Annotated in this window: 12 protein-coding genes; 2 read left to right on the top strand and 10 right to left on the bottom strand. The window is 33.9% G+C overall.

Going from position 1 to position 17,347, the window contains the following annotated elements:
• Positions 1–96 precede the first annotated feature (96 nt).
• Positions 97–309, top strand: a complete 213-nt coding sequence (locus tag B0A66_RS05985; protein WP_089048949.1) for a hypothetical protein — start codon at positions 97–99, stop codon at positions 307–309.
• Between the two features lie 20 nt (positions 310–329).
• Positions 330–623 (top strand): hypothetical protein, encoded by a 294-nt coding sequence (locus tag B0A66_RS05990; RefSeq protein ID WP_089048950.1) that lies wholly within the window; start codon positions 330–332, stop codon positions 621–623.
• A gap of 699 nt (positions 624–1,322) precedes the next feature.
• Here the strand turns inward: B0A66_RS05990 and B0A66_RS06000 are convergent.
• From B0A66_RS06000 to B0A66_RS06045, 10 genes are all read right to left on the bottom strand, one after another.
• Positions 1,323–3,302, bottom strand: coding sequence for a hypothetical protein (locus tag B0A66_RS06000; RefSeq protein ID WP_089048952.1), 1,980 nt, complete (start codon positions 3,300–3,302; stop codon positions 1,323–1,325).
• Between the two features lie 12 nt (positions 3,303–3,314).
• Complete coding sequence (locus B0A66_RS06005) at positions 3,315–3,560, bottom strand: hypothetical protein (protein WP_089048953.1); 246 nt, start codon at positions 3,558–3,560, stop codon at positions 3,315–3,317.
• A gap of 290 nt (positions 3,561–3,850) precedes the next feature.
• A complete protein-coding gene (locus B0A66_RS06010; protein WP_089048954.1) occupies positions 3,851–5,803 on the bottom strand; it encodes a GmrSD restriction endonuclease domain-containing protein in 1,953 nt (650 codons plus the stop codon).
• Positions 5,804–5,815: 12 nt separating this feature from the next.
• On the bottom strand, positions 5,816–7,477 hold the full coding sequence (locus tag B0A66_RS06015; RefSeq protein ID WP_089048955.1) for a DUF262 domain-containing protein: 1,662 nt from the start codon (positions 7,475–7,477) through the stop codon (positions 5,816–5,818).
• Between the two features lie 5 nt (positions 7,478–7,482).
• Positions 7,483–8,526 (bottom strand): hypothetical protein, encoded by a 1,044-nt coding sequence (locus tag B0A66_RS06020; RefSeq protein ID WP_089048956.1) that lies wholly within the window; start codon positions 8,524–8,526, stop codon positions 7,483–7,485.
• Positions 8,527–8,694: 168 nt separating this feature from the next.
• Positions 8,695–9,105 carry a very short patch repair endonuclease gene (locus B0A66_RS06025; protein ID WP_089048957.1) on the bottom strand — a complete coding sequence of 137 codons (411 nt, stop codon included), beginning with the start codon at positions 9,103–9,105 and terminating at the stop codon, positions 8,695–8,697.
• A 153-nt stretch (positions 9,106–9,258) separates the two neighbouring features.
• Complete coding sequence (locus B0A66_RS06030) at positions 9,259–11,676, bottom strand: AIPR family protein (RefSeq protein WP_089048958.1); 2,418 nt, start codon at positions 11,674–11,676, stop codon at positions 9,259–9,261.
• 1 nt (position 11,677) lies between these two features.
• Positions 11,678–12,640, bottom strand: coding sequence for a PD-(D/E)XK motif protein (locus B0A66_RS06035; RefSeq protein WP_089048959.1), 963 nt, complete (start codon positions 12,638–12,640; stop codon positions 11,678–11,680).
• A gap of 3 nt (positions 12,641–12,643) precedes the next feature.
• Positions 12,644–15,802 (bottom strand): Z1 domain-containing protein, encoded by a 3,159-nt coding sequence (locus B0A66_RS06040; RefSeq protein ID WP_089048960.1) that lies wholly within the window; start codon positions 15,800–15,802, stop codon positions 12,644–12,646.
• A gap of 6 nt (positions 15,803–15,808) precedes the next feature.
• Positions 15,809–17,332: an ATP-binding protein gene (locus B0A66_RS06045; RefSeq protein ID WP_089048961.1), complete on the bottom strand. Its 1,524-nt coding sequence runs from the start codon at positions 17,330–17,332 to the stop codon at positions 15,809–15,811.
• Positions 17,333–17,347: the final 15 nt, after the last annotated feature.

Raw genomic sequence — 17,347 nt, forward strand, 5'->3', positions numbered from 1 at the left:
AAAGCTTAATATTGAACTTTGCAATGAACTAAGGCTTGGACATTTTAAAATACATTAATCAATTATTTAGGAATATAAATTTAAAAACGTTCCACTATGGATCCACTTACTTGGGGTTTTATCGGCACCCTGATCGGCACTGTTGTAGGAGCTTCTGCCACTATACTCACTACAATAATCAATACAAGAAATGTTTCCAGAAAACAAAACAAGCTTGAAATCTACAAGCGTCAGGAAATTTTTCGGGAATTCCAGCGCGATAATTATTTAAAAATTCAGAAAGCACCTATAAAGCCCTTAGGCTGGTAACTTTACTTCACGTTCAAGATATGCAAAACCTGAAGGACAGCGGTCAGTGGCAGCAAGGGATATTGAATGCGGAAAACAGTAATGAACTGCTGTATGCTATCAGGGATATAGTGATGTATCTGGAACGGATTCAAGATGAGAAAGTACGGGAAGAAATCAGGAAATTAACAAGTAAAATGGTTAAAGTGTCCCATACGGAGGGCTGGAAGGAAAGTAACCAGTTGTTGGCAGAAATAAATCTTGATATCTCCAATGCAATGAAAATTCTGGGGACCGAATTACGAAATAACTACTACAGTGCGGATGTGATTTAATAATCAAAAAGAGAGATCTGCTGAGCTGTATTTTTGTTTTCGCCTTATAATTTTTTTCTTTTGCTGTATACTATCAATTGGCATTGTCTCGTTTGTAGTGCTCTTATATTACTATATTATGAAAACGATCACTTTTACACGCGAGCAGTTATATAATCTGGTATGGACAAAGACCATGGAGCGGATTACAAGACTTTATGCCATCTTTGGTAATACGTCCTGTGATTCCATAGGGTTTGTTTTAAGGGTTACTACTGAATTCTTTTTTAAATTCTCCTTATCCAAAAAATATTTTCAAAAGAAAAAACGGAAAAAAAGAAAGCAATAAACCAGTAGTGGCTGGATATCACGGGCTATAAGTCCCGAAGGGTGGGCAAGGGAAGCGCAGTCCATTATGCGCACGGGGTATCAGGACGCTACTATCTTAGCTGCCCTTTTAGTCCGTTTCGAATGAAAATGCATTATATTATTATAAAACCTGAAGTATCAGAAAGTAATCAGAAAGGCTGCCTGCAGTGGAGAAGTATCTGGCAGCAGAGCTGGTATTATAATTGTCTGACTGCACACCAGAATAAAAAAACCTCCTGAGACTGTCAGTCCGGAGGTTTTTTATAACAGATAAATTTGTTATTCTTTTTAAGTGATTTCATGTCCTGTCCAAAAGATCTGAACAGCGGGTAAATCTGCTACAGAACAGTATTATTTTTTTATGCTGTTCTCAAGCTCCTGAGCCCTTTCATTTTCTATTCCTAAACGTGCGGCAAACCTGTTTAATATTCTTCTTTCTTTTTCAGTGATTTCACCTTCTGCTAAAAGTTCCTGATATTCTTCGAGATATTCTTTCTCATTATTGCTTAAATTTCTGGTGGCCATCATTGACTTTTCTAACTGATCAGCCCTGTCTTTTAGGATTCCTTTTTTTTCTCTGAATCTTTCCAGAAAAGATCTCTCCCTGTCACTTATTTCATTACCATCTTCGAGCATGTGTTTTAATTCGTCCATGTATTCTTTCTCTGCATCATCAGAAATTATGGAAACCTGCTGCTCAGCATTTGGGGAGATATGATTCTCCGTTAAATTTTCAACAGATTCAAATTCAATTTCAATTTCCCATTCCACAGATTCATTCTGATTAAAATTTTCTTCGACAAGCTGATTAATATTTACAGATGCATCTGTAAAAAAGTTTTTAAAAGCCAGTTTTATATTATTTTTTTCAGATGCACTCAGTGCAAGTGAATTCTTCAGACTTATTACCTCGTGATGCTGCAGTATATTACCACTGACTCTTTGCTGGTATAATCTGTGCCAGGTCAGTTCATTGGGATACCAGATCAGATCCCAGGGGATGTATGGTGCTTTTACAGGATTAAAGAGTTGCGTTTTTGATCGTGAATTTAAAGTTTCTGCCTGACCGGAAGACCGGGTTTCGTTTTCCATGGCGGCACTTCCTGTATTTTTAACAGGTCCTTTTCCCAGACCTAAAGATAAATCTGCGACCAGAGTGCTATTTTTGTTCCTGCCGGAGCTGTTTTCCTTTACGATTCGGTATGTTATTTTTTTTGCACCCAGACACTGGACGAAGTAGAAAAACTCATCAAAACGGTCTGCTGACAGACCTGCCTCAAAATTTGAAAATGATAAATAAGAGCCCTTTATAAAAGGGTGTGCGACATATAATTCATTACTCTTTGCATAAGAATTTTCAAATAGTAAGCCCTTTGGGAGACTGTTTTTATCCAGAACAATGAAAGTGTCAGGAGGTGTTTCTTTTAATTCGTCACTAATAAGAATTACTTTTCTTTCTGAAATATGCATTTCCAGAAATTCAGCATTAAACCGCTCAGATAATTCAGAAATCTGTTTTTTATGCTCTAATTTGCTCTCTGTCGTTTTACTGAGTTTAAGTGCTTTTTTTGCATATATAATAGCACTATACAGCTGATTAAGATCATCATGAATGTGAGCTTTAATAGAATACCAAAATTCAAGATCAGTATCCTCGTCGGAGTCATTTATAATATTGTCTGCGATTTTTAATGCCTCGGTACTTTCGTTTTTCAGAGACAGGGCAAGTACTAAATAGTACTCTAAAGCATAATATATAATCTCATCACCATGTGTGGCAATAAAATTATCATAAATGGAGATTATTTTTGTAGCATATTCGTGTTTCTGACTTTCTTCTAATTGTGCTACTTTTGTGAAATCATATAATCCCGTTATTTCATTTATGGCTATATCGAGGCATTTGTCTACATCATATGCGAAATGGCCTGAAGAGATCCTATCATTAAAAAAATCTTTGATGATTTCCCTGTGTATAGCTGTAAGGTCATTTTTTGACTCCAGTCCAAAAAAGCGTGAAGGAATTGTGGCACATCTGTCGCCTTTTAAATCATAAAGATAAAAAAAGGAATCAGGACTAAAATAGGCACGTGAAATTTCATCGAAATCAAACCTGCTTACTTGCTTATTCTCATTTACCAGTGCAATAAAAGCAGGTGTTATAACAAGTGCTTCTGCCTTTCCCTTTTTCTTCCATAAGTAATTTATTTCGGAATCATCTGGTAATTTTAAATCCGCTAATGCACTTTTAAGAAGGGCGTCGGGAATAGTATCGTTGTAGACATTGGTCACACCGTTAAGGTTTGCTATTTCTGAAAAATCGAATTTCATTTCTTTATTTTTTTATAGTACTGGTACGTGTTTTCCTTTTCCTGTGCCATTTGGGTGTCTGTGGCAGGAATTTCCGGTAAGGGCTGAAATGGTTGATGAAGAGGTTCCGCAGTACTTACAGCTATACTGGGTTTTTTCGGTTCCTTCATAGAGTTTATGTTTTCCTTTTCCGTCAGGGTGACGGTGACAGGAGTTTGCAGTCAGACCTGCAATGCCGGAACTTTTTGTCCCACAGTATTCGCAATAGTAATTTGGCATATATTATTTTTAATGTATTAATTTACAAATGCTGATCGTAGAGATATAAATTCTTGGTAAAAGCAGTAGAAATTTTAATTTTTTTGATAGTTCCAAAATATGAACTGCTTTCATTACTGCTAATATAGAATTAATTCTAGTAGAACGGATATATTATTTAATTTGAAATTACTTATAGGACTAGATATGAGAGACGTTTTATTTATTCCTTTAAGTGGTTAAACTACCAGAACAATTTAAACATACAGCACAATAGTAATCGAGTAAATTCTGTTTGAAATGAAATAATATTATTTTATTTTTCGGCATTTCTCTTTCCCTTCCTTTGAATTTGCAACTTTAGATCCAGGGATAAGCCAGCAGCAGCTATTGTCATCTTTTATCGCTATGTAATGTTTAATGCTGTATTCCAGTAGCCGGTCTTCTTTTATAATTCTTTGTTTCCATCGGGGCATATTTTCCGGAATTTCATAATTCTTAATGATATCTGATAAATTTTGATCTGTGAGCTGAATAATTAATTCTTTAAGATATTTTCTAAAATTATTCTGGTATGCAAAATTTTTTAAATCATTCGTACTTGCTATTAAACACCTTTTTGGTGCATTGACTGCATGAAGCCAGGACCACCAATAGTTGTAAAATTGATTATCATCTATTGTCATTAACCCTCTTCGGAAATCATTCGAAATATCTTCATCGTCAATGTATTCTGTAAATACGTCTTTTATTCTGTTGAGTTTAATGCCATCAAATTTCTCAGGATTATTACTGTAATCAGTACAATGTAAAGCGAAACTAATTCTGCCTCTGCAAAAATCAGTGTCTTCTGTTTCAAACAGTACAGTTCTATTGTTATCTGTAAACTGAATGACTGAAGATTTTGTAATTTCTTCCTGAGTCTGCGATGCTGCAAACCGCGAAGTTAATTTCTGTGTTTTCAGGAACAGGTAAATATCGTTAGAGCCCTTTTTTAATTCTTTTATCAGGGCAATAGCCCCCGTAAATGTTTCAGAACTATCAATAGTTGAATTGTAGACAATATTTCGGATCACTCTCATCCAGTCGTTAAAAGAGTTGTAAGTAGTATTTTCGTTTCTGTTCAAAAGAAATTCTGTCTGTGCGTAAAAAAGAACTATCTGTGGGTATGTTATAGTAGCCTTTTTTACAATTACCTCAAAGAAGTTTTTTGAATCCTTATTATCAAGGTATTGCCAGAAAGGAAAATCAAATTCAAAAGTTGCAGGTTTTACATCATGATAAAGATCCAGAACAGATTTTAAATAATTAAAGGAATCTTGGTCAAAGTCGTTAACATCAATTTCATTAGAATTGTTAAATATTTTCTGAATCAGATCTTTATCCTCTTTTGTTGTCATTAATACAATACTGATAAACTTTAAGAAAATGGTATCAAATAAGTTGTCTTTATTTCTGTAGGGCCAGAATAAATTGGTCCATGTGGTATCAATTTTATGAGAAAATTTTTCAACGGGATTTTCAATTTGTAATTCCCAGTTGTTTTGTAATGCGGCTCGTTCCAGTAAAGCCTTAAAATTTTCGAAAGCAGTAAGTGTTTTTCCTCGGGCATTCATTTTAATATAGAGATCGTCTGATAAGCCAAAGTTCTTCAGCTCGATATAATTGAATTTTATTTTTCCTTCTGTTAATTTTTCCAGACCATTTTCAGTATGCATAAACATCTGATGTATTGCATCTAACATCACAAGCATTGCTTTTATTGTCGGGTCTTTTTTCCACGAAAGAAAAAACCAGGAGGAATTGATTATTGTTTTCGAGACCTCATTGTTTTCAGAAGCAGCACTGTAATCTGATTTTAGTAATTTTTTAAAATCAATACCAATATGAATTAATGAAGCGCAAAATTCTCTGGAACTTGTACGGGTCTCATATGTGAAATTGCTTAATTTATCTTTAAGATTATGTGATGTGGTTTCTTTGCAGGCAAAATACCAGTGCAGCAAGAACAGCGTGGTTAACCGCTGCTGACCATCCAGTGGCTGCAGGAATTCATCCTCTTTATTACCATAAATAAAATCTAATTCAACATCTTTATTATTATGAATAGAATTATAAAAAGTAGTCAGGATTTTATTTCTTATAATACTTTCCTCTGATCTTCCCTGTGCATAATCTCTTTGGATTATCGGAATTTCAATCTTTGTGTTTTTAATTAACTCAAGAAAGGTTAGTTTTTGAGAGGTTTCTGTAATATTGCTCATTCAGTATAATTTTTAAGAATAAATTTTAATTGTATTGATGATGTCAGATAAATAGGTACTTCTATCCGAATCATTCCAGAATGTCATCTGAATAACCTCGGGATTATAGAATTTCATAAATACATTTTTTGTACAGACGGGAATAAAGATTCCCTGTTTATCCCTGGTTATAATAGTACTTCGTTTTACAGGAAAAACAGCATTTTTATAGCTTCTGTTTGTACTGGCATCCAGAAGAACTAAATTCGAAATATCATTAACGTCCTCATGGACATTTTGTTCATTAAAGTAATTCAGCACTTCACTAAATATTTCTTTAAAGTGATCTGGAGTGTATGTATTAATTTTTTCTGTTAACTGAAGGTCTCTTATATGTTTTGATGCCTGTGTAAGCCAGTCTTTCTGATGCTGCTCTGTTTTCGGCATTTCCTCGGCTATTGCTGAAATATGTTCAACATCCCATTTTTCCTTTTTGAAACGGTCAAAGGGAAAACGGCTGGTTTCCTGCGTATTATTAAGCATTGTCTGTATATTATGGAGCAGTAATATGCGTCTTACACTCTGCAGGTTCTTATATTCCAGTTCTTCGATATTGCGGTCTGCTTTTTCAGATATCCTTTGATTAATATACTCAATATACTCTGATTTTGTTTTCTTATCTTTATTTCGGATAATTTCCTTCAGGTCTGAACCCGATGCTATCAGGAAACCTATCTTGTGATAAAGCTCTCTGTCCTGAAACCATTCTTCTAATGTCTGGTAAAATCTTTTTACTGCCAGCCAGTTATCTGAAATTTCTTTTTCAGTTCTGTTTTTAAAAATATCATTGAAAAATCTGAATGTGTAGTGTTCGTCAGAATCTTCAGGTTTATCAGACATCAATTCAAATATGTATTCTATCCTTGTAGAAAAATCACTTTCATTATTATTTAAAAAATACCAGAAAGATTCATTTTGCAATGCATATTCCATTTTATCCCATTCAGCAGCAATTTCAAACTGTTTTAACCTGATTTTAATTTTATCTTTATTCTTGTCTCCAAAGTTTTTGCTGTTTAAAAATAAAGCTTTAATTAACTCTGAGTTGGTAAGACGTATTTTTCCCAGATTGATTCTTGTAAACATTTCAATAGAATCCATATCAGTAATCTCATACCAGATTACTTTTGTGCAAAACATAAATTTTGACTCAAACTGGCCTATATCAAAGTTTTCATCCTGCTTGCCAAACCATTTTGCGATGGTATTGTAGGCAGAAGAAATAAAAAAATAATCAATATTGGACTTATCTATTTTTTCTTCAAAAAGGTGGTTCTTTAAAAATTCTGCAGAGCCTTCTCTGGTTTCATATTCTAATTTGAATAAAGTTTTTCTCCTGTTTTCAGCATATCCCTGATTTAAATAATGCAGAATTAAATAAATAGTGGTTAATCGCTGTTGCCCGTCAATTACGTCCCATTGATTATTTATATTTTTTACTATGATGGGCTGTAAACAATACCAGGTTTTCTTATCTGAATCCGGAATCTCTTTTGGTACAAACTCTGTTATATCGTTTAACAGATCCTCTACCTGCTGGCTGGTCCATCTGTAACCTCTCTGATAAGCCGGAATAAAAAAGTTTTCCCCGAGCATATTACTTACACTTTTTAAAGCAATATAGTTTTCTTGCATTGTTATTATTTAAATATTAGTTCAAAACTATTTTTGGATGTTTTAATATCAAGATTAATCCAGTTATCAAAGGATTTTAATTTCTCTTTCATTTTGCAAAAGTCCAGGCTGGACTGTTCGTTATAAGAAACTTCAACGGATTCGGACTTAAAGTCAAAATATAAGTTTTCCAGAATGTACTGGTCGCTGAATTTGTCGTCTCTGTAGGTTTTTAACGGCTCAATAGTATCTACTATTGCTAAAAGATAGAAAAGAGGAAAATCAGCAAATTTTATTTTTTGGAACGAAATTAACTGATGTAAATTGTATTTTTCGTAAACGGGTTCCATTCCTTTTTGCGGAAGCCAGATATTATGTAAAGAAATGGCACAGGCAGCAAGCAGGTATTGCTTTTCTAAATTTTCACCCCAGAATAAGTTATCCTCATTAATCAGTTTTTTTTCACGTCTTATTTTTACAAGTCTGTCATAAAGCAAAATTCCTCCGACTATTCCATGATCCGCAACTTTCCAGACTTCTTTTCTATAAGTGAAATAATCTGCCCTTGAATCCTGTAAAGGTTTGCAGTTTGCCACTGTATTTATATCTAACAGAAAGTGATCAATCTGGAAATGTTTTTTTAATTCATCAAGAGAAACTACATCTTGAAGCGCGTTTCCCATTTCCATCTGATAGGCATTATCATGGAAAAGAGCAATCAAAAACCAGATAAATGGAAATGTACTATAGCCGGGGTCGTTATTTTCTAACTTATATTTTTTGTGTAAATCAGTATTATAATAAAAAAGAATTCCTAAAAAAAACACGGAATTAATATGATTTGGCAATCTGATCTGATCCACAAAAACTCCTGTTGTCTTAAGAACTTTAATTTTTCCCCCTCTTTTAAAATATCTTTTAATAAAATTTTTATGATTAAATACTGATACCGACTCAGTAAATGGGTTTGTAATATTATTAAACCTGTCAATACCATTATAGTAATCCCACTTTTCAACTGGAATTGAGTTTATCAGGCTTAGAAGTGACTGAGACGTATTTTTTTTCATAAATGGTTTATATTGCGGTTACTTCCGAAGTGTTGTTCTTCTTACGAAAAAGATTTTTAAAATTCTTCTTCCAGAAAGGCAGTTATTTTTAGTGCTGTTCAGATCGGGTTTATTTACTATTTTGCACTTTTCCAGATGTTTTAATACGACTGAATATTTATGCTAAGGTTAATTGGCTTTAAGCATAGTTTCTATAGCAAGGATAACTTTTTCAAGATTTGTAATGACCTCCCTGGACCAGAATCTCAGAATTTTCCATCCTTCATCAGTTAATTTTTCGTTTACCTGCTGATCTCTTTCCATATTACGCAGAATTTTTTTTTCCCAGAATTCAGAATTCGTCGCTGGTTTCTTTTTTGTGGCAAAATCTTTTCCATGAAAAAATTCACTGTCAATAAAAATTGCCACTTTAAGTTTCTTAAAAGTAAAATCAGGTTTGCCAAAAACTGATTTATTGTTCTTTCGGTACCTGTAACCTCTTGACCAAAGCGATTTTGCCATTAAAAGTTCAGGTTTTGTTCCTGAAGACTTAATGGCACGCATGTTTTTTGATCTTTGCTGAGGGTTATGAACATCCATATAAACAATAATTTTTTCAGATAATTATATTTTCTTCATCAGTCACTTTTTACCGGATTATCTTAATCCGTTCCACATAATACTTTCCCTGGTTTTTCTGTCGTAACTTAACCATCCGGATAAATGACATCAGCCAATAACAGAAGATCTTTTCTAGAGATCTGTTCCATTAGATAAAGTCGCAACATAAAGAGATGCTAAATAAATCTCCTTGGTAGTTGGCGAAAAGCCATCGTTTAATGTTTTTCCTATTGTACTGAAAACTGAATCATATTTTATTCCTTTATTTTTTGCCATAATACCTGTTTTTTCGAAAACTGCAATTATATTTTCCGATTTGTCAATTGCTCTATTATATTTCTTTACAATATAATTAAATGTTTCTTCAAGTACTTTATCTGTTTCGTATGGGATCTGATCAAATATTTCTGGCTGACTGATTCTTGTTTTATGAATTAAATTTTCTTCGAAAGAGATTAAATCCGGTGTTAAGTTATGTCTTTGCTGAATTGCTGATTTTATAGCTGACATTTTGTTTATTTCGTTATCTGTAAGACTGTCGTACAATAATTTTTCAAAAGTTATATAGAATTCAATTGTTTTACAGTGAATATTTATATTGTCTTTCAAGGGTTTGAAATCAACTTCTTTACTCTTAGAGTTAGTTTTTAGTTTCTTTTCCAGTTCTTTTCTGGATGTGGCGTACTTAGTAAATATCTGTAATGAATTTTTTGACTGTAAAAATTCTGAAATTTCTTTTGAAGCTGAAATGTCATCCCATAATTCTTTCTTTTTGCTATATTCTCCAAGGTCATCACTTTTTGAATATTTTTTAATTAAGTCATTCATTAATATCATCAGGCTGTTCATATATTCACTCAGATCATTATCAAGTCCTTCTGAGTTCCAGATTTTATTTAAATCAAATATATTATCACCCCTACTGCCATCTAAATGTTTATAAAGAACAGATATCGAATAAGGTATCACAGCTGATCTTATTTGTCCGATAGAGTTTTTCCCCTGACCATACAATTTTTCCAATTCCCTGAACAAAATTATTTTTGCTATCAGGGTTTCAAAGAAATTCCGGTCTATTGTAACCGCTTTTTTATCACTGTCTCCGCCCAGCTGTTCAATAAAATGCCTGAAAACTTTTTCACCTCCTTTTTTTACGATATAGGGCTGATCACCCCATGCAGTGAAATACTTCCCTAATTCTTCTTTAGAGAACCTTACCTGTTTTGGAAATTCTTTTTCGATTCTTAATTTTCCCTTACCGGCAATTCTGAGTTTGGTATTAAAGTCTCCTTTTGATTTTTCAAAGAACCATTTACGGCCAGATGGGGTTATAATACTTTCAGATAAAGTTTTTAACCTGGTTAACTGAGGATTTCTGGATCGTAGGTCAACATTTGAAACTTTAGACTGGGAATTTGAATACTGACTTATTTTAGAAATAAGATCATCCAGGTTTTCTTCCGAAACATTTTTGGCAACATTAATCTTTGCCATTACTTTTACTTTATCAATATTAAAACCATCCTTATTTGTAAAATAGATGCTGGCAGTTGTCTGTCCTCCGTTTACAATCTGAAAATCTGTGAGGGTTTTTAAATATAATTTCCCGTTTTTTTTCTCTAACTCTTTTCCGGTAGAGGTTATTGTGATACCATTATTATAGGCTATGAATTTTTCTGGAGTGAGCCTGATGGTCTCTCTTATACCCTGGTTAACACCTCTGAACTGCAAAAACGACCTGACATTTTTTTCCAGTAAACGTGAGCTGTGTCTTCGGTACAGATCAGCCAGAACTTTTGCAGGCAGAACACATAAATAAGATTCAAAATTATCTTCATCCGCGGCTTTAATGAGTTCAATTCTTTCTGTAAAATTATTTTTAAAATCAATTGTCAGAGGCTCTCTGTTACCCTGAGATATCAGAACGCTGTACAGAAAGTTTAAATCTATTAATCGTTTAATAATTAAAATTTCCTTAGAGACCTGTTTGTCATTTTTTGCGAATGAAATATTTATTTTGTCATCGTCAAATTCAAAGCGCTTAGGCTGGGATACTTCACCTCTGGTCATTACAGTGGCTGTTGCCGAAATAAGAAATATTTCAATAACATCAAACTGATCAATTCCCAGGGATGAAGAAATTTGGGATACCAGTGCCTTGACAGGACTTGAATCCTGAATCTCGTCATCAAAATGACGTTTAATAGCTTTATTTAAAAATCTTAACGCCCTGCTGAACTGATTTTCATAATAATTTTTCTGACTGATTTTCAGGTCATTTTCTGACTGTGTGATATTAATGGAGTCTTCATTGAGTATAAATAACTGAAGCCTTTCTCCTGATTCATTAACAAGATAGCCATTTATTTTAAGCTTTTCGGAATCAAATTTATAATAAGATTCATTACATTCGTCGGAGTCAATTAATTTTGCTTCAAGCATGGACGGCAGTACTTTGTTTAAAAAAGAAGGCTCAGAAGTGAAGCCTTCTTCATCCCTGGAATCGTCCAGCAGGTCTTTTCTGTATTTAAGATATTCTGAAACTTCCATATTAAAAGTTTATTTGGGATTTTATATAATTATTTAATGAGCTGACTCTCAGGCTGTATTTGACCCTGCTTATTTCTTCTGCAGTTTGTGATTTTACAATTTTAGGAAAATCCGGATCTGTGCAGTTATATATTATCAGACTACCAGGTTTAAAAAGATAATTATCATAGATCCCGGCATTTTTTAAGTCTATTCCGATCATGTTTAAAGCCTTTAAAAAGATGGTATAGTCACCTGATTTATGCTGAATCTTATTTTTAATTTCTTTTATGAGAGACTTTAAATTCTGACCATCATTTTCAGTTACCGATATAACCACCAGTTCCAGTTCCTTATCAGGATTTGATTCCAGTTGGTATTCACTTGAAATTCTAATATCCAGGGCAGATTCAGTTTTTGTTTTAACTTCAACGTCTTTACGGTCAAATGTAAAATCATGTCTTTTATCAAAGGGTCCGGTCCAGCTGTTAAGCGTATCATCTACATGCGCTGATTCATTATTATCAATATAAAACTGCAATAAAAGCAACTCTCCGAATAAACCTTTTATATGTTGCTGGGAAAGCAGAAAAGAATTTTTATCGTTAAAAAATTCATTCCATTTATAAAAAGTCAGGATAAATTCTTTTGAGTAATCATCTACGTCTGAAAAATCCTTAATCCTGTTATACATCGATATAATTAAATCATCGAAGAGTTCATAAAAACTGTTATCAATTAGTTTTAATACTATAAAGTTAGTGTCTCTGAAAAATTCTATTGACAGATTTTCTTTTACTGTAGTTTTAAAATCGACATTGTGATTTTCAGGCAGTGACAATATCAGACACCTGTTAGCATCCTTATTAATTCCAAGATACAAATCTGATTTGCATTCGGGTGTAAGGATTACAGATTTATATCCCTTGTCTATTTGTGAATGGGTAATAATACTCCATTTATTCTGAAGGTCTTTAATTTCCATATATTAATCATTAGAATCTTCCGGCACTGCGGAATCTGTGGGATCTGTATCATTTTGTTCTTCATCACCTTCATATTTCTCTTCCTGTTCTTCGTCAGCTATATTATAATCTCCTTTAACATATACGCTTCCGGGATCTGGGTCTATTGGTGGAAATCCTATTGCATAACCTACCAGAGGGACTTCCGGTGTATAATTATTATCTAAAAACATTTGTCTGAGTTTTGGATTCTGTGCAGGATCCTTCTGACGGAATACTTCTTCTGTTTCAAAGAGATATATCACAAGTAACCCCTGTTGTTCAGACATTTTTTCGCGGTAAACTCTTTCCGGTACATTTGTCTTTTTTGCTTTTTCATAAGCCTGTTCCTGCGAGAGATTCGGTTCCTTTTTTAAAATGGATTCTTTCTGCTCCTTATAAAAATCTTCCTGTGCCTCAGTAATCTGGTTAACAGACAGTAAAATTGCAAAATCCTTACCTCCCGAAATTATATTTGCGGATTTTCCGGAGGCTTTAAATTTATTATTTGTAACAAAATAATCGACATCGTTTCCATTTGTCGGGCCTCTTCTCACCGAAAGTTTAATTCCCTCAGGATCATTTAGTCCGACACCTTTTAATTGAGACCCGTTACCTCTTGTTTTCAGGGCAACAGTCCAGTAAGCCAGTAAATTTTTATCACGGCACAGTTCAATAAACTTAATCATGCCGTTTCTTGAATCAGGGTCAAAATTATTTTCAGAAGAGAGTATATGTATTATTTCTTCTCTATTTGTTTTATAGGTAATGAATCCGTCTGTGGCAGGAGCAGAAAGTTTCGGAACAATATTTTTGCGGAAAAAATCCCAGATTGTATCTATCTTTTCCTTTTTAATATCAAATACTGTTGTCTGTTCTAATTCATCCTGATAGGACCATTTGACTTCATTAGTCATTTTCAAAATGGACGGGCGTGTAATTTTGAGAGTTCCAGGATGTTTTCTGACCCTTAAAACAAAATTTTCCGGTGTCTTCTTTTTAGCTTCCATTTTCCTGAATTCCACTTCTAATTCTTCAATTGTGCGGGTTGTGGAATCAAATTTGTCTTTGGAATCCTGGGTTGTGAAAAGTTTGCAGCAGTCCAGGTAACCCGGTCTGTAACCAAACCATCTTCCCATCTGAAGTAAGGTATCAGAAAAGTTCGTAGATCTTATGAAATAATTAATAGTTAATCCTTCTAAAGTGAAACCACGGGATAATCTGTTTCCTCCCACAGCAATAATTTTCTTTGGTGAATTCTTAGGGTATTCCAGACTGTCTCTTGTAATACTGTTGATTGCCTTAACTTCAATATTATTTACTGCTTCGGGTAAATAATTTTTTAAGGACTCAAAGGTGATAGGAATCAGAAATTCATCATGATAACCTTTCGGGAGATAAGTTTCTATTGATTCAATAATGTGGGAATAGTATTTGTACCAGATTATTTCCAGTACTCCAAATATTGAATCCGGTGCGGTCTGCACATCATTTTCAATTTTACTTTGTATATCAGTAATATACTCTTTTATTTTATCTCTTGTCGTATTTTGCCATGCTGAGTACCTTGATATATGAATAAGCATGGTGTGATGTGGCATATAAGATGCTGAGTATATCATTTTTTGCTTCCTGCTTTCACGAATTGCAATTGATAATATAAAACACAGCACGCTGTCCATGAGTGATTTTGGAAGATTTTTTGGAAAGTCGTCGCCAGTTCTTGTTGCGCGTGTTGAAGCTATATAGTCTTTATAACTATCATAACTTAAATAACCTCCATTTTCGTCAAATTCATCTTTATTATGAAAACTCTGCACACCTGAGAGTGTCTGTCTGTCTATTCTTGAAGGGAATTCAGCTATTGTATCGGAAACAATTTCTACTAAAGGAATCTTGCGACCAGTTTTGTTTTTGATAGGTTCATAGGTTTCGAAAATTTGTTTTGCACCTATGTAATTTGATGGTGGGTTTAGCAATACAATAAAATCATCGGGAAAAATATTATCAACCTGGGTGCGGATTTTTTCTTCATTTTCCCTTTTTAGTTTATAAGGTACTCTCCATTTGTTTTCCGGCACTTCATTTCTGTCCTGCAGTACATTTGCAAATGGGGTAGCTGTATAACCAAGATATGTTTTTCTTGTAAATAAATCTAAAAGGGCTCTTATGTGTCCATTCGTTTTAGAGGCATAGTCCCTTCCTTTAGATCCCTCATTGTTAAGGGATGCATTGTCTGCTTCGTCATCGAGTATAAGAAGTGGAATATTATGACGCTCTTTATTTTCTTCGAGATAATCATCAAGCCACACAATTAAATTTTTAAGCACACTTACATTCTTCTTGCATACCAGAACATTTGTATGATCAATAGAAAAATCGGCGTCAATCAGCGATTTATTAAAGTCTGATTTATAAGAGGTGATTCCAAAAACCTGATTTACAGATGTAATACCCTGGTTTCCGAAGCGGGTTATTTTACCAACCCCTTTGATTCCTTTTGATCCGGTTGTAAGATCAATAATTCCTGTACCGATTACATCGCTTTCTATTCTTAACTGTGTCTGACTTCTCAGATCCTCCATAATTCCGGAGAGAACTATTATCAGACCGTATCCTGCATCAATTGATCTGTTAATTACAGCATTAAAGTTTCCTGTTTTTCCGGACTGAACACTTCCCACTACAAGCCCTTTTACGTAGAAAGGTTTGTCCGATTTTGGATCGCCCATTTTTTCCAGTATTTCGTAACTGGAGTTTACGGTTTCTTTAACTACTTTTTCGGTGCGTCCTGAATTTTCCAGCAGTGTAAAATAACGGTTGCTGTAATTCCATTCAATTTCTTTTTTGCGTTCGGATGTCAGCCAGGTTTTAAAACCCTGCTTTATCAGGGAATTACTTGGATCTATGTCAATTGGATTATTAGAAAGATATTCTTTTGCTGCAATATCATAGTAGTTTTCCATTGTAGTATCATCAACTTCAGGATACTGAAACAATTTACACACTGTAATTATCTGGTCTCTGATTGAGGGATATAACTCTTTAAAATATTGAAGATTAGGACTGTTTTCAGTGGAATATTCAGATGCTTTACCTGATATTATTTTTTTTATTACTTCAGTATATTTATTGTTATCCATAAACTATTATTTTAAAAGTTGTTTGATTTCCTCTGGAAATGATGACTCTTCAAATCCCAGGCCCGGAAGAATGTCTTTTTTTATCTGATCAGAAGTAAAACCTGCTTTATGCAGTGCTTCAAGTGATGTAATTATATCCTGTAACGACAGGCCATCCTTCTCTTCAACATTCAGAAAAGATGTTTCTTCATGCGTATGCCGGATCTTATTTATTGAAGTATTTATCATCTTTAATACCAGATTAAATTTGGCAGACTGCTCTTTAGACATGTCTTTTCTGATTTGCTTCAGTAGGGGAAACTCTCCATTAACTTCCAGTAAAACCCCTTTATTAGTTGCTTTCCTTTCGAACAGACTTTCTGTATTCTGCTGTTTGTTATTTGAAAAATCTCTTATGCCCCTGTTAAAAAATTCTTTTTCAGCTTCGAGTTTTAATTCCTCAATATATCTTTCAAATGCTTTCTTAAGATCGTGTGGTATTATAATCTGGGATTTGGCCACATTTAAGTGCAGCAGGTGGTCAACACTGTTACCAATTTCGACTCTCAGCCTGGCCAGTTGCAGTCTTGGAGCTTTTTTTATAAGTCCGTTCCATCCGCCAAATAATATTATTCTGTCAGCTCTGTAGACATAGATGCCTTCCATATCCATGAGACCACGATTTTTTGTAGTCCAGTTGGTGAGCCCTTTTTTTGATTCATCAATACTTCTTGATGGTAAAACAAAACCTTCCATTTTTATTGTATCGGTGCTGAAATTTCTCTGTTTATAAGCGATCGGGCGAAAATCAGTTTCGTAAGTAGGAAATGGGTTAAAAGGAGATAAGGTTTTGTTGTTAATCCGTATACTGAGAGGAAATTTTTCCTTCTCCATAAACTTGTGAAATACAAGTGATAAATAATCAGATGTAACTTCTGTTATTTCTTTTTTTAAAGCGTTTTGTCTGTTTTGTTCTTCAAGGTAATTTTCAAATTTATAAAGGCCTTTCCATATTACAATTGTATTGGCTTCAAACGATTCAAACTGTCCGATAAATGTTTTACTGAGTTCAGAATAAACTGAAACGAGATTTTCTACATCTTCGTCCGAGTTTACAATTAGTCTCCATTTCCCTTCTTTTTTTAAATAATCGACATCCCAGGTTCGTCCACTGTACTTTTGTTCACCCTTCTTTCGGGACAAAACTGTAAAACACCTTGTCTGGGAGAATGAAGCAGTCTTCATCCCTAAACCAAATCTTCCCAGATCCAGACCTTCTCTCACAAATTCAGGTGAATTGCTGGGAAACTGCATACTGGCTTTTAAGATTTCCTCTGTCATTCCCCGGCCATTGTCAGCCAGAAAAAGGGTGAATGGTTCCTGTTCCATTTTAATAAGAATCTCAATTTTATCAGCTCCTGCAGAAATAGAATTATCCATAAGGTCTGCCAAGGACGTTTCAAGACTATAACCCTGTTCTGCTATAGATTTAATTAAGTATTCAGGATTTGGTGAAGCGTCTTCGCTTGTAATATTTTGTGGATCTGTCATAGATTGATCAGTTAA

It is taken from the genome of Flavobacterium hercynium (genome assembly GCF_002217285.1).
GTDB lineage: Bacteria > Bacteroidota > Bacteroidia > Flavobacteriales > Flavobacteriaceae > Flavobacterium > Flavobacterium hercynium.